The organism is Flavobacteriales bacterium, from assembly GCA_016704485.1.
In the GTDB taxonomy this organism is placed as follows: domain Bacteria; phylum Bacteroidota; class Bacteroidia; order Flavobacteriales_F; family PHOS-HE28; genus PHOS-HE28.
This window is the reverse complement of record JADJAA010000002.1, coordinates 1,069,721-1,082,994: the sequence shown is the minus strand read 5'-3', so window position 1 is coordinate 1,082,994 and position 13,274 is coordinate 1,069,721. Positions and strand designations below refer to the sequence as shown.

The 13,274-nt window shown below is 49.5% G+C and carries 10 protein-coding genes; 5 read left to right on the top strand and 5 right to left on the bottom strand.

The window, feature by feature from the left end:
- Positions 1-44: 44 nt before the first annotated feature.
- The 4 genes from IPF95_15785 to IPF95_15770 form a co-directional block, all read right to left on the bottom strand.
- Positions 45-2,375, bottom strand: coding sequence for a histidine kinase (locus tag IPF95_15785; protein ID MBK6476144.1), 2,331 nt, complete (start codon positions 2,373-2,375; stop codon positions 45-47).
- A gap of 214 nt (positions 2,376-2,589) precedes the next feature.
- On the bottom strand, positions 2,590-3,237 hold the full coding sequence (locus IPF95_15780; GenBank protein ID MBK6476143.1) for an outer membrane lipoprotein carrier protein LolA: 648 nt from the start codon (positions 3,235-3,237) through the stop codon (positions 2,590-2,592).
- Positions 3,238-3,366: 129 nt separating this feature from the next.
- Positions 3,367-3,963, bottom strand: coding sequence for an SET domain-containing protein-lysine N-methyltransferase (locus IPF95_15775; GenBank protein MBK6476142.1), 597 nt, complete (start codon positions 3,961-3,963; stop codon positions 3,367-3,369).
- 76 nt (positions 3,964-4,039) lie between these two features.
- Positions 4,040-5,467 carry a spore maturation protein gene (locus IPF95_15770; GenBank protein ID MBK6476141.1) on the bottom strand — a complete coding sequence of 476 codons (1,428 nt, stop codon included), beginning with the start codon at positions 5,465-5,467 and terminating at the stop codon, positions 4,040-4,042.
- Positions 5,468-5,691: 224 nt separating this feature from the next.
- On the opposite strand from IPF95_15770, the gene IPF95_15765 reads away from it, so the two are divergent.
- The 4 genes from IPF95_15765 (at position 5,692) to IPF95_15750 (ending at position 11,792) form a co-directional block, all read left to right on the top strand.
- Positions 5,692-8,148 (top strand): hypothetical protein, encoded by a 2,457-nt coding sequence (locus IPF95_15765; protein MBK6476140.1) that lies wholly within the window; start codon positions 5,692-5,694, stop codon positions 8,146-8,148.
- A 3-nt stretch (positions 8,149-8,151) separates the two neighbouring features.
- Positions 8,152-9,201 carry a hypothetical protein gene (locus IPF95_15760; protein MBK6476139.1) on the top strand — a complete coding sequence of 350 codons (1,050 nt, stop codon included), beginning with the start codon at positions 8,152-8,154 and terminating at the stop codon, positions 9,199-9,201.
- Positions 9,202-9,349: 148 nt separating this feature from the next.
- Positions 9,350-10,087 carry a hypothetical protein gene (locus IPF95_15755; GenBank protein ID MBK6476138.1) on the top strand — a complete coding sequence of 246 codons (738 nt, stop codon included), beginning with the start codon at positions 9,350-9,352 and terminating at the stop codon, positions 10,085-10,087.
- A 100-nt stretch (positions 10,088-10,187) separates the two neighbouring features.
- The gene (locus IPF95_15750) at positions 10,188-11,792 is read left to right on the top strand and encodes a PQQ-dependent sugar dehydrogenase (protein MBK6476137.1); all 1,605 of its coding nucleotides are present in this window, start codon (positions 10,188-10,190) and stop codon (positions 11,790-11,792) included.
- Positions 11,793-11,797: 5 nt separating this feature from the next.
- Here IPF95_15750 and xerD read toward each other — a convergent pair whose 3' ends face one another.
- Positions 11,798-12,715, bottom strand: a complete 918-nt coding sequence (gene xerD / locus IPF95_15745; GenBank protein MBK6476136.1) for a site-specific tyrosine recombinase XerD — start codon at positions 12,713-12,715, stop codon at positions 11,798-11,800.
- A gap of 136 nt (positions 12,716-12,851) precedes the next feature.
- Between xerD and aroQ the strand changes: the two genes are divergently transcribed.
- Complete coding sequence (aroQ, locus tag IPF95_15740; GenBank protein MBK6476135.1) at positions 12,852-13,271, top strand: type II 3-dehydroquinate dehydratase; 420 nt, start codon at positions 12,852-12,854, stop codon at positions 13,269-13,271.
- Positions 13,272-13,274: the final 3 nt, after the last annotated feature.

Here is a 13,274-nt window from a genome sequence, read left to right as displayed (position 1 = left end):
ATGTTCCAGCAATATCCACAACGGGTCCGGAAGGAATATCCTTTTTATACCGGTATCACCACTTCAACACAGGTACCTTTTGCGCATTCCATGTATTGGAATCCTGAAGGTCGACCTTTTTGCTCGGCCAATTGATCCAGTCTTTCCTTGGTGATCACTGTTCCCAAGGAACGTCTTCCGGTGTCTACCGGCTTGCTTTTCGGCATGCCGTTGCCATTATCGCAGATCGTAACAACCACATCATTGCTATCCATGCGGACGTTGACCTCCACCTTCCCGCGATCCTTTTGTCCGGCCATTCCATGCCATACCGCGTTCTCTACGAATGGCTGAAGGACCAACGGCGGCACCATGGTTTCTTCTTGATCGATCGCAGGGTCCACGGTGATATTGAAATCGAATGTGTGACCTGATCGAGCCAGTTCCAGTTCCAAATAAATACCAAGCGCTTCAAGGTCACTCGCTAAGGACACTTCGCTCTTTCTGCTGTTCTCCAACACCATTCGCATGAGCCTACCAAAGCGGGCAATGAACCCATGGGCTTTCTCCGGATCCTGCTCGCGTATGAATGCGCTGATGCTGTTGAGCGCGTTGAAAATGAAATGGGGATTCATTTGCGCGCGTAAGGCTTTGATCTCCAATTGGGCTGCCTGTTTTGCATAGCGTTCGCGGCGGCGTTTCCGATCCAGCACAAAAGCTGCTGAGCCACCAACTATCACAATTAGACCGCCACCGGCAAGGCCAAAACTGCGCCTGCGTAGATGGTTTACTCGTTCCATGGTTATTTCTCGTTCCAAATTCATTGCCTGTGCTTGTGCCAAGCTGTCCGCAAATTGGCGCTTCGCAAAGCTGGACCTCAGTTCGGTCTGTGCGATCTTGGCTGTCACATCCAATCCGTCCAAGGAATCTTTCAGGTCGGTCCAACGATCTTTGTACGCCAAGGCTTTCTCGAATAAGCCCAATTTCCGATAGGTGAATGACAGCCTATTTAAGGCTAAAAGACGCAAGTGATTATAATGGCCACTTTCAGCCATTGGTAATGCTTTTTCAAGCATTTCTTGCGCTGCCGACCAGCGTTCACGAGCAATCTCGTTACTGGCCATATTGATCAACGAGGAGGTGGCCATTTGCCCATTCCCCTTTTTTAAGAAATATTCATGCGCCTGTCGATTCGCGGCCAGAGCATCCTCGAACCGACCTTGCCAATTGAGGATCGCTGATCGCGTGTTTACGACATTGGCGATGAACTCACCGTCGTTCAAACCCAAGGCAATGTGTTCTGCACGGTCTATCATTTTCATCGCGGTATCGAAACGTGCAGCATGATCATAGCCGACTTTTTGGCTTGCAGCACTGTCCAAGCCCACCCTGAATTTGGCGAAGTAGAGCAGGCTCATTCCGATCTCCTGCTTCATGCCCAAGCTATCCGCAATTGCATGGGCAAGGTCCCATCGTTTCACCACCTCCTCCGGGCCCAGTTTATCCCAATAACAATAGCCTATGATCTTCAAAACTTCAACTCGGTCCCGCTGGTCGTCGGCCCGGACCAACGCTTCATCCGCCTTGTTCGCGGAAACTGCGGCTTTGTCGAACAACCCTTGATCGGTCTGTGCATAGGCGATCCCTTTTAGACTCAAGCCTTTAGCATAGTCTAATCTTGTTTCATCCGCTGCAGTTAAGGATTCTCCGTATAAAAGTTCAGCTCCTTGTGGATCTGCAGCATTGAGGTGGGCCAATGCATGGGCCATCTTATACTGCCAAAGAAGTTCCGGGTCGCCACGCATTTCAAGCGCGGGTCGAAGGATCTCAGCGAGTGAATCGGCCTTGGTCTGTTCTTTTCTATGGCCATATAGCTCCAATTGCGCAATACGACTGCGGAGATTCAATTCAGGGTCGCTCGGGCCGATAGCTCCCTTGAACAGATTCTGCAACAAGCTGTCCGCTAGGTCCCATTTGCGGTCTCCGAGCTGCCAGCGTGCACGATAGTAGTTGACCCACGGAGCATATGCTTGCGGGGCACCAGGAAGGTCATAGCCCTCCATTTCCTTCATGTAGTCTGCAAACCCTGCCTTTTTGTTATGTAGGAGCACCTCGGCCTTTAGTCCACGAGCACGTAACACCATACGTGCATCGTTGGACTTCTTCGCGAAAGCTTCCAATTGATCGATCCTTATCAATGCACTGTCCTGATCACCAAGTAACCGTTCCTTGGCATGTTGAAGGGCATTGGAAAGCTGCTGGTCGGATCCCACATTTGGCGTTTCACTATGACCCTTTTCGGAGGGAATACAGCCACCGGCCAGCAAGATCAGGCATATTGGTAAGAGTGCGATGAAATACTGAAAAGAAGCTCTCTGGGAGGAAGAACAAGCCATTGCCACTACGGGTCGATATTGTAAGTGCGGGAAAGATAGTGTGGAATCAAGTGAGATCGGTGCCGGGAGGAAGAACGTGGGTCGGCACGCTACAGCCCTTACTGGTAAGCACTTCGGTTGGCCTTGTCGTTCCGTTACCCCGAAAATGGAACCATTACAAAACAAAAAGCTCCTGACCAACGCCAGAAGCCTTTTGGATTCAATTCATATCATTTTAGCGCATGTCGTTCACTTCCACTCCGGGAAACTTCGTCTTGTCAAAGGTGAAAAGTGCATCATCCGTAACACTGTTTGCCGTGAATTTGTTCAGTGTGTAGGTGACGGCGTTACCATCCTTGTACAAGATCTGAACGCTTTTCGGTTCTGCCTTGGTCTTATCTATGGTGATGACCACGGTGTGAAAGGGTTTTTTCCCAGCATCCAATGGGAACAGTTTCACCACCTGCACGGTAACTCCGCCAACTGCTTTTTCCTCAACGAACTGGCTCTTGAAACCGGTCTCATATTGCGTGAATAATTTCGTAGGGTCCAGTTCCTGATCCATATCCGCAGGATCGGTAAGGTTCACCTCGTTCGCATCCTTGTTGTAGGTGTACATGGTGGTGCCGTCGTTAATGATGGTGTTCTTGTCCATCACCAAGCGGAATTTCTTGCCCTTCACTTTCATGGACCCCACTTGCTTCACATCCAACTTGTCCTTGGTATTCTGGAGCTGGCTGGTGAACTCGGCCTCATAACTGGTCCATGCCTTGGCCTTGGTCATAAGGTTGTCCAATATGGCCTTGCTCTTCGGGTCGTCCTGTGCAGAAGCCCCAATACCGATGAAGAGTAGTGATGCGAATAGGATTGCTTGCTTGATCATTATACGTTCTTGCAGATTTTGTTCACGTGTTGCAAAGGGTGTGCCATTCAATAGGAGGTCCCGTCCAATGTCTCACATTCAATAAAGCCAACTTCAAACTTTCTGTTCTTGTGACTTGTGACTTGAGCCCTACTTTTTCTTCTCTTTCTTCGAACTCTTCTTGCCCTTCTTCTTGTCCTTCTTCTTGTTCTTCTTCTTCTTTTTCTTTCGGCCATCGAGCGTAGTCGAGATGTCTTTCTTCGCTTCTTTCCCTGGGTTCTTCAACATACTACCTGTGCATTTCGGCGACCCACAGCGGCATTCCCACGCTTTCAATAGTTCCGGTGTGAACGGAACATCGAAATCGAACCCATAGTCATAAATGATCTCCTCTCCCGTCTCTATCTTACGGAGTGCTTCTATTATCACGCGGTCCTTCTTTGGATCAGGTTTCTTTTTGTCCTCGCTATGGATGAAGGCGATCGCGTTCGGTTCACAGCCCGTGTTGATCCACCGCGCAATGTTGCCATTCACATTCGCATCCACGATCCAATCCTCATTCAGCGTAAACAGGAATGTATGGCCAGAGCCAACATCGCTGTAATACTGTTCATCAGCCTCAGCGTGCGTAATGATCTTGCCTTTGTACTCTACGATCGGTTCACCTTTCTTGATCGGTGCAATGGCCACAACTCCATTCCCGTGTATGCCTGATCGGCGTTTAGCGATCTTCAGTTCTTTTGTCATTGGGCCGCGAAGTTCGCTGTTTTTTCGCAGTACAGCTTAAGATCCCGACTGGAATTTTCAAGCTTATGCGTCTCACTTAAAAATAGAAGTGTACGACCACGATCCCGGCAATAACGCAGACCAGATCGGCCAACAACATTATACCAATGGTGTATCGCGTATTCTTCACATTCACGCTGCCATAGTATAATGCCACAACGTAGAACGTGGTTTCGGCAGCTCCTTGGAAGAGTGAACTCAGGTACCCGGTTATGCTGTCAGGGCCGTACGTTTTCATGGCGTCGAGCATGAACCCGCGTGAGCCACCAGCACTGAACGGGCGCATGAGTGCAACCGGTATTGCATCGATCACGCCCTTCTCGACGCCCACCTTCGCCATTAGGTAGGTTAGGCCATCCATAACGATCCCCATCAAACCACTGTTGCGGAAGATGCTCAGCGCCGCGAGCATTGCTAGCATGTATGGAAGCACGCGGAGCCCAGTTGTCCATCCTTCCTTAGCTCCTTCCACGAAGCTGTCGAACATGTTCGTGCCTTTCGCCGTGAAGAATTTTTCCTTGTAGAATGCATAGGCCACGATCAGGCCAATGATCACCAGCAACATGCCATTGGAAAGGTTATCGGTGAAATGGAATTTCGCGACGCCCGCTAACGAACCGATGTAGGCCATGGCTCCACCAACGATCGCGCTGATCCCCAACACGGTGGCCATAACAGGAACGTTCCACAAATTGATCCGTTGCTTCCCGGCCACGAGGAACATCGCCGCCAATGTTCCCGCGAAGGAGGTAATGATCATGGGGATCATGATGTCCGCAGGGTTAGCTGCACCTTGCGCGGCACGATATCCGATGATGCTGGTCGGTAATAAGGTGAGCCCTGCCGCATGCAAGCACAAGAACATGATCTGGCTATTGGTCGCCGTGTCCTTGTCCTTATTGTCTTCCTGCATGCTCTCCATCGCTTTTAGGCCGAAGGGTGTTGCAGCACTATCCAAGCCCAAGAAGTTCGCAGCAAAATTCAACGTCATGAAACCGTAAGCAGGGTGGTCTTTACGAAGCTCTGGGAACACACGGTGAAAAACAGGGGAGAGGAAACGAGCCACTTTTTCCATGGCATTGCTGTCGATCAATAAGTTCAACAGACCGCAGAAAAAAGTCAGGTAGCCGATCAACGGCAACCAAAGGTCCATGATGGTGTTCCGGCACGTTGCGAACAAGCCATCGGCCTGTTGTTTACCCACACTGGCTTGCACGACACCACTCTTGTTGATATGGTAGAGCGTGTCTCCTCGAACAAGTCCGTCATCCCCGGCGGAACGTATCGCTTGCAATAAAGCGGTGCCATGGATCGTTGCAGAGTCCTGTTCCGCGACCACTAATGCTTCGCCTTGCACGCCATTGATCAAACTGCCTAAGCTATACTGCCGCCCGGTGCCAAGCATGATCAGCACGTAACCAATGCTAAGAAGTAGTATGAATGTCCAGAATCGACTGAGTGCCATGCGCGGTGCGAATGCCGGGCAAGGTAGGCGGCTCCATGAATGGGTTCATCGATGAAGAACACGTATGGTGAACAGTGGATCGTGAACTTACCCGATGAGTAATGAAAATGGGCGTTCAGTGACTTTCATTCATTTTGGTAACGATCCATGGCACGTTGGATGTCAACCCTAGGCTGGGTTGTAGTGCAGTATCATTCATTCGATCGCTGTAGCTTCGGCACATCATGAAGGGTCCCTTGAATTTGATCAGATCACTATTAGCCGTTGCTTTTGTATCGCATTGCACTTTTGCATTTGCCCAGCCCAACCCTTACGGATGTCACTACTTCCGGCACGGTAATGCGCCGCATCCAACACCGACCGATGCGCAACGCACACAGATCGATGAGACCATTGCACGCAGCGATACATTCGATATTCTGCATTACGATATAACATTGGACGTTACGCAGGTCTGGGCATTGACCATCACTGCTGCGACGGAGATCACGTTCAAAGCACTATTGCCCAATGTGAATTCCATCCGTTTCGATCTCTTTGAACTTGTTGTTGATTCAGTAGTGGAGAATGGAGAGCTGCATTCCTTTACCTATGACGATCAGTTCTTGGATGTGCAATTTGATACACCACCTGCTGTGGATGAAGAGCGGTCACTTACCGTGTATTACCATGGAGTGCCACACCGTGATCCTGATTGGGGTGGATTCTATTTCGCAAGCGGGTACATCTACAATCTGGGTATCGGATTATCGACGATCCCGCCCAATTTCGGAAAGGTGTGGTATCCCTGTTTCGATTCGTTCGTTGAGCGCGCAACATACACATACCACGTAAAAAGCGCGGGCACGAATCGTCTACACGGTCAGGGTACCTTCGTTGATGAGGTACAATTAGGAGGGGATACTGTCATACGCACGTACGACCTACCTCAGGATATTACGACGCATATCAGCGCGATCGCAGTTGGCGATTATGCTGTTGAGGCATACACCCACATGGGTGCGAACGGTGATATACCCGTTACATTGAAAGCAAAGCCAAGTAACCTATCTGCCATGGTGAGCAAATTCGGGGATCTGCCTGCGGCAATTGATGCCTGTGAATATTGGTATGGTCCTTATGCATATGATCGTGTGGGATACGTGCATACCACGGATGGTGCACTGGAGATACCGACCAACATCGCCTATCCGGACTTTATGGGTACACAGACCGCTTCAGCGAACCGCGACCTATACAGCCATGAACTGGGACATCATTGGTGGGGCGATGTGATCACCCCGTACATCCACAATGAAATGTGGTTAAAAGAAGGCCCTGCTGAATATACAGGGCACTTGGTTGCGGAATGGGTAGGAGGGGAGGCTGCGCTGGTAAAGGCTGTTAAGGACAATCTTTCCTTCATACTGCGGCAAGCGCATGTTAACGATGGCGGTTACCAAGCGCTATCGCCAATGCCCGATCCATACATCTATGGCACGCATACCTATTACAAAGGAGCAGCCGTAATGCACAACTTACGTGGTTATTTGGGCGATGACGTTTTCAGACAAGCGATGCGTGATATTCAGGCCGATTACGCCAGCACCACGATCACATCGGATGGATTCAAGGTCGCTTTGGAAACTGTTACTGGCCAAGACCTTGATCCATTTTTTGATGCATGGGTCTTTGCGCCGGGTTATGCTACCTTCGAAGTGCGTGAGTTCACTTCACAACCTGCTAGTGGCGCTTGGGACGTGGATGTGACCATTGGTCAGAAGCTCTTGGCCACAAGTACGTACCATCAGCAAGTACCCCTTGAAATTACGTGCATATCTGCTACAGGTGAGGTGTTCGAGGATCAAGTAACGGTAGGGGATGCAATTACGAGCGTTTCTTTGGTTGCACCGTTCGAGCCGGCCATGGTGGTACTGAACCGTCACCAACGACTTAACCAGAATCGATTGGATCATGAAGAGCGATTCGGACCTGGGCAATTCGTTGCATCCACATTGCCCTATGTTGATTTCAGATTGTACAACGATACGGTGGTGGATTCTACACTGGTGCGGGTCGAACATATTTGGGCCGGGCCGGATCAAACGCCGTTGTCATCCGATGTGATCGAGATCAGCAATACACATTATTGGAATGTGGATGGACTTTGGCCTGAAGGCACCGTGTTGAGTAGCCGATTGTTCTACCAAGGTGGAGTTGCGAACGGATTTGATGTCGATCTCGTTGATGGCGATGAATCAGGTATGGCGGTGTTGTACCGTCCCGATCCGAATGCGGAATGGATGGTATATCCTGAGCAGGAGGTAATGGCCGGTTCGCTTACCAATGGTAATGGTTACATGAATGTGAACAACCTGCGGAAAGGGCAATACACGTTCGGTAAGATCAATGGTTTCGTAAGTGTGAATGAAGCTGCACGTGACGAGGAACAATTCGAATTATTCCCTGTTCCGGCGGATAATTCAGTTACGTTGAAGGCAACATTGGATGGTGATCACCTATTGATCCTGGATATTTACGATGCTTCAGGTAGACGCGTTCAACGCACAACAGCACCAATGCGCAACGCCATTCAGCAGCTGATCGATATATCCGGGATCACGGAAGGTACGTACAGTTTGAAGGTGCTAACATCCTTGGGTGTGGAACTGGGTACGCTTCCATTTATTATTTCCCGGTAGTACATGGAGACTCCACACGCCGAGGATCTTATCCATATGCATCAACGCAAGCCGATCTATCCGATCGGCGATAAGTTGCGTGCCTACATGCGGCAACATGATCGTGAGTTGGAGCTGCCGATTGCGTATGAGGATCTGTTGCGATACGATGGGTTGCTACCCGTGTTGGATGATAATGGAAATGAAACTCTCTGGAATACCGTTCTATTGCGTCAAGGCGAAGTACAGGACATTCACGAACGTCTTGTAGAGACCTATCAGGCTCTGACTTCGGATGGGCGCCGCATCGATCACCTGATCGTAGAGAGCATTTCCTTTTGCGCTTATGGGAATTCTCAACCATTCCGGATAAAGATCGTGAATGCGTTGAACGAGAACCATGACTACTACTACATAAAACGTGCGGACGCCAGTCGTATTTACGGGTTGGAGCTGGAGCATCTGTTATCACCCAATCACATCAATTATATGTGTACGGGAAATACCATTGTCGAAGAACACATTATCGGAGTTCCAGGTGATACCTTCATTAAGAACCCTGCCAGCTATGGTGGTATGTTCAACGAGGTACGTATCTGTAAGGAATTCGTGAAGTTCAACGAACGCTGTTTCGTAAGGCTCCTTGGCGATATGCGTGCCTATAATTTCGTTGTGGATGTGATCCATGACATTGATCGTGTACAGTACCGGATCCGATGTATTGATTTCGACCAACAGAATTATGAAGGTCGAGCAAGGATCTACCTGCCACAGTTCTACAAGGAGAATTTGCCGTATGTGGAGCTAGCACAAAGGATCCTGGGCAAGGAAACCGCTGAACAATACCGGAATGAGGAACGCGCCCTTTTGAGAAAACGCTATCGACAGGACCAAGCTCAAATGGACCATTTGCTCTCCACAATGGATGAAATGCCCTTGTCAACCCCACAGCACATAGCTATGTTATCACAGGAGTTATCCGAGTATCATGGTTCTGCGCCACCTAAAGCCACGAGGACCATGGGTGAGGTGTTGGCTTGGCACATACGCGTGCTGCTGCAATTGGACCGTTGAATCCAACGTCCTGACCGGTGTCGCTCCACGAATGTCAAGTCTTATTCGACAAATGTCAATTAAGATGATCCGTAACTAGTGTAACTTCAGATGAATGGATGCGTAAGAAGGTCCATGCGGTCCCAAAATGGCCGTACGAACCATTTTCATGAAGCGCATATTACTCGCAATCACCGTACTCATCGTCGCAATGGCGAGCACCAACGCACAATCATTCACTTTGGATTATTTATGGTTGAATAATCCCTGTGCGAATAACCTGAATTGTAGTACAGGATGTAGTGCATGTGATATGCCGCAGAACGATAGCCCTTCATTCTTTGGTACGAATATGATCTGGATCGGTACGGATGCGCCTTGTCCGCATCCGGTGATCTCCGGAGATAACGCAATATATATTGGCGGCTGGCCAGTGTTTGCCTTGGCCGATCATTATGGCCAGGTCAGTACATTGTCTTCAGGCGACATGAACATTGACAGTGTGATCATTGTACACCGTAAGTCTCCGGACGGTCCACAGCGACTTAAAGTGAAATATAGCCGGAACCCTGCCGCTCCGTTGGAGGAAGCTGCTGATGTGGAGATAACCTCGAATTGGTCCCGAACGGTCATACTTAACCTAGGATGTGTCGCTGTTGAGCCAAATGCGATGTACGGTGCTTTTCAACTCATGGTACAGCCATACCAAGGTGGCCTTGAGCCATGGCAAGTGGATGAGGTCCGGATCGTGGCTTCGCCATGCAACGGTAGTATTACGGGTATTGAAGAGCACCAAAGAGTACTGAACACCTCTGGGGTCTATTACGACGTTCTTGGAAGACCAGTAGGAGAAAATGCTGCTCCAGGCGTGTACAGTGGCCCACGAAGGGTGGTGCAGTTGCCCTGAAGGACCAGAGATCGTTAACAAATTGATCGAAACCTTTAGCTGCTTCCTTGCGTGATTGTGGTAAATTCGCGCTGTTTTGAGAAATCTTGCGGTATTGGTCTTGTCGTTCTCCCTTTTGAGCGCTAGTGCTCAGGGACCCGTTAAGTTGGATCTTGTGCCTTGGGCAAATGGGATCGGACAGATCGTGGGCGTTACCAATTGTGGTGATGATCGATTGTTCGCCGTTAGTCAATGGGGGGCGATCTTCGTTGTTACGGATAGTATGACCGTCCTGTCGCAATCCTTCTTGAACATTTCTTCGCAAGTGATCAACGGTGGTGAACGAGGAATGCTAGGCCTTGCATTCGATCCTGATTATGCGAACAATGGCTATTTCTATGTGAACTATATGCACACCGGTGGGCAATATGGGATAAATACGCTTTCCCGATTTTCTGTTAGCGCAGACCCCAATGTTGCGATCGATACCAGCGAAGTTGTTCTGTTCAGTAGACCGCATCATTCGGCGATCCACCAAGCAGGTGATATTTCCTTCGGCCTGGATAGTATGCTTTATGTGGCAGTTGGTGATGGAGGGTGGGCTGCAGACCCTGCGAACAGAGGCCAGGATCTGAGTGTGCCCTTTGGAAAGCTTTTGCGGATAAAGCCGGAACCCGATAGTACATATTCCATACCGACGGATAACCCATTCTATGGTGCCGGCCCGGATACGCTGCAAGAGATCTTTGCATACGGTCTTCGAAACCCTTATCGGATCGGGATCGATCGTGCGAATGGCGACATATGGATCGGAGATGTCGGTCAAGAGAGTTATGAAGAAATAGACCTTTGGCCTGCTGATTCCACTGGTGCTCCCAATTTCGGATGGCGTTGCTATGAAGGAAATATGCCATTCAACACTACGACTTGTGACTCTACGGAATACAAGGTTCCTCCGGTTCTGACCATGCCACACAGTATTCTGGGCGGGACAGCTTGCGCCGTGATCGGTGGTAAGGTCTATCGTGGTGAGCAATATCCTAAACTCATCGGAAGATATTTCTATTCGGATTTCTGCTCAGGTGAGTTGCGAATGCTCACTCCGGACGGAGATCAAGGATTCGTTGACGCGCTTGGTGCATCAACCGGCGTACAGGGTATATCCTCTTTCGGAGAAAGTGCAACTGGTGAGCTTTTCGTAACAAACCTGCTGGATGCCAAACTATTCAAAGTGGCGGACCTATGTCCCATGGATCCTCCGGAAGTATCCTTAAGTGGTGGTGTGCTGCACGCATCTGCAGGAGATACGTTCCAATGGCTACTTTCCGGTGATACCTTACCAGGAGCAACTTCACAGGATCACACACCGATCATACAAGGGTATTATTCCGTGCTCACGAATTTCAATGGAGCATGTGATTTTTTATCTGACAGTGTTCTTTTTCTTGTAACAGGAGTTGGCGTGACCGGTTCACAAGGTTTGGAGATATTCCCACAACCGGCATATGCCCAAATTACTGTTAGAGCTGTTGTGCCTTATGGGAGGGATCTCATGTTGAGGATGTATGACCAAGTTGGCCGAATGGTGAAGAATGAGATATGGAGAGCTGGGAATGTTCAACATGTGATCGATGTTGAGCGATTCGCTTCAGGTACGTATATCCTCGAATTACGAGGGCCGGAGGGTGACGTTGTGGATCGCCGATCTGTTAGCGTCCTCCGTTGACATAATTATTTCCCTTGCTTATTTCGAGCTCTCGGGTGGAACTGCATGATGTTGCTCCGCAGGTACTCCCTATCCAAATGGGTATAGATCTCCGTTGTCGTAATACTGGCGTGGCCGAGCATTTCCTGCACAGCGCGTAGATCCGCACCGCCTTCAACCAAATGAGTAGCGAATGAATGTCGGAATGTATGCGGGCTGATCACTTTTCGGACTCCAGCCTTGGCTGCCAGATCCTTTACAAGGTTGAATACGGAAACCCTTGACAATCCTGATCCGCGGTTGTTCAAGAACACAAGATCTTCTGCTTTTTTGGTTATGGGTAGATGAACGCGCTCGTGTTCGATGTACAATTGGATATGCTTCATGGCTCCAGGGCCAATGGGTACCAGCCGTTCCTTATCGCCCTTGCCCACTACACGTATGAACCCTTCGGTAAAGTGGAGGCGCGAAAGCTGTAAGCCACATAATTCACTTACCCGAAGTCCGCAACTGTACAACGCTTCAAGCATGGCCTTATCGCGATGTGCCATCCTTTTGCTCATATCGATCGCGGCAACCATCGCATCGATCTCCTGGATGCTTAGAAAAACGGGCAATTTGCGGCCCAAACGAGGACTTTCAATAAGTTCGGTCGGGTCTTCATCAACCACTTTCTCCCGTCTAAGGCTGCGGTAAAATCCGCGAATGGCACTTAACAAACGCGCTTGGCTGCGTGCACCCAGTCCTGACTTCGCTACGGATGTTATGAATGCCTGCATATCATCCAGCTTAATGGATCCAGGCTTCAAGGGTGGTGATTGATCATCTGCATATTTCCGGAGCTTGCCAACATCGCGCAAGTATGCCTCAACCGTGCGGTCGCTCAACGAACGTTCCAACTTAAGGTGCATGCGAAGATCCACCAACGCACTATCCCAATCCATTTTACGAAGTTGCGTGATGTGGCCGGTTCCATTCGTTCGCTCAGGAGGTTTGTTCCAACGCAACACTGTGCATAGTTCATATCTATTTTGTGCATCAGGATGATGAGGGTATGATCTGAGTTGCGAACTTCGCGCCATGCGTATTCTGTTGCTGAACGGCCCTAATCTCGATCTTCTTGGTGAACGCGAGCCTGAGATCTATGGTAGCCGACGTTTCGAGGAATACATTGAAGAGTTGCGTAATGATTTTCAGAATGCGGAATTCTCTTATTTCCAGAGCAACATTGAAGGCGAACTCGTCGAACGCTTAAGAAATGCGGTGGATCAAGTGGATGGCGTTGTTTTCAATCCAGCAGGATATTCGCACACGAGTGTTGCACTGCGTGATACGATCGCTGTGCTGAAGATCCCTGTTGTGGAAGTGCATATCAGCAATATCCATGCACGCGAGGAATTCCGGCACAATACGATAACCGGCGCAACATGTGCTGGGGTCATTACCGGTTTTGGCCTGGAGGGGTATCACATGGCCGTTGAATACCTGATCAGCAGATAACAA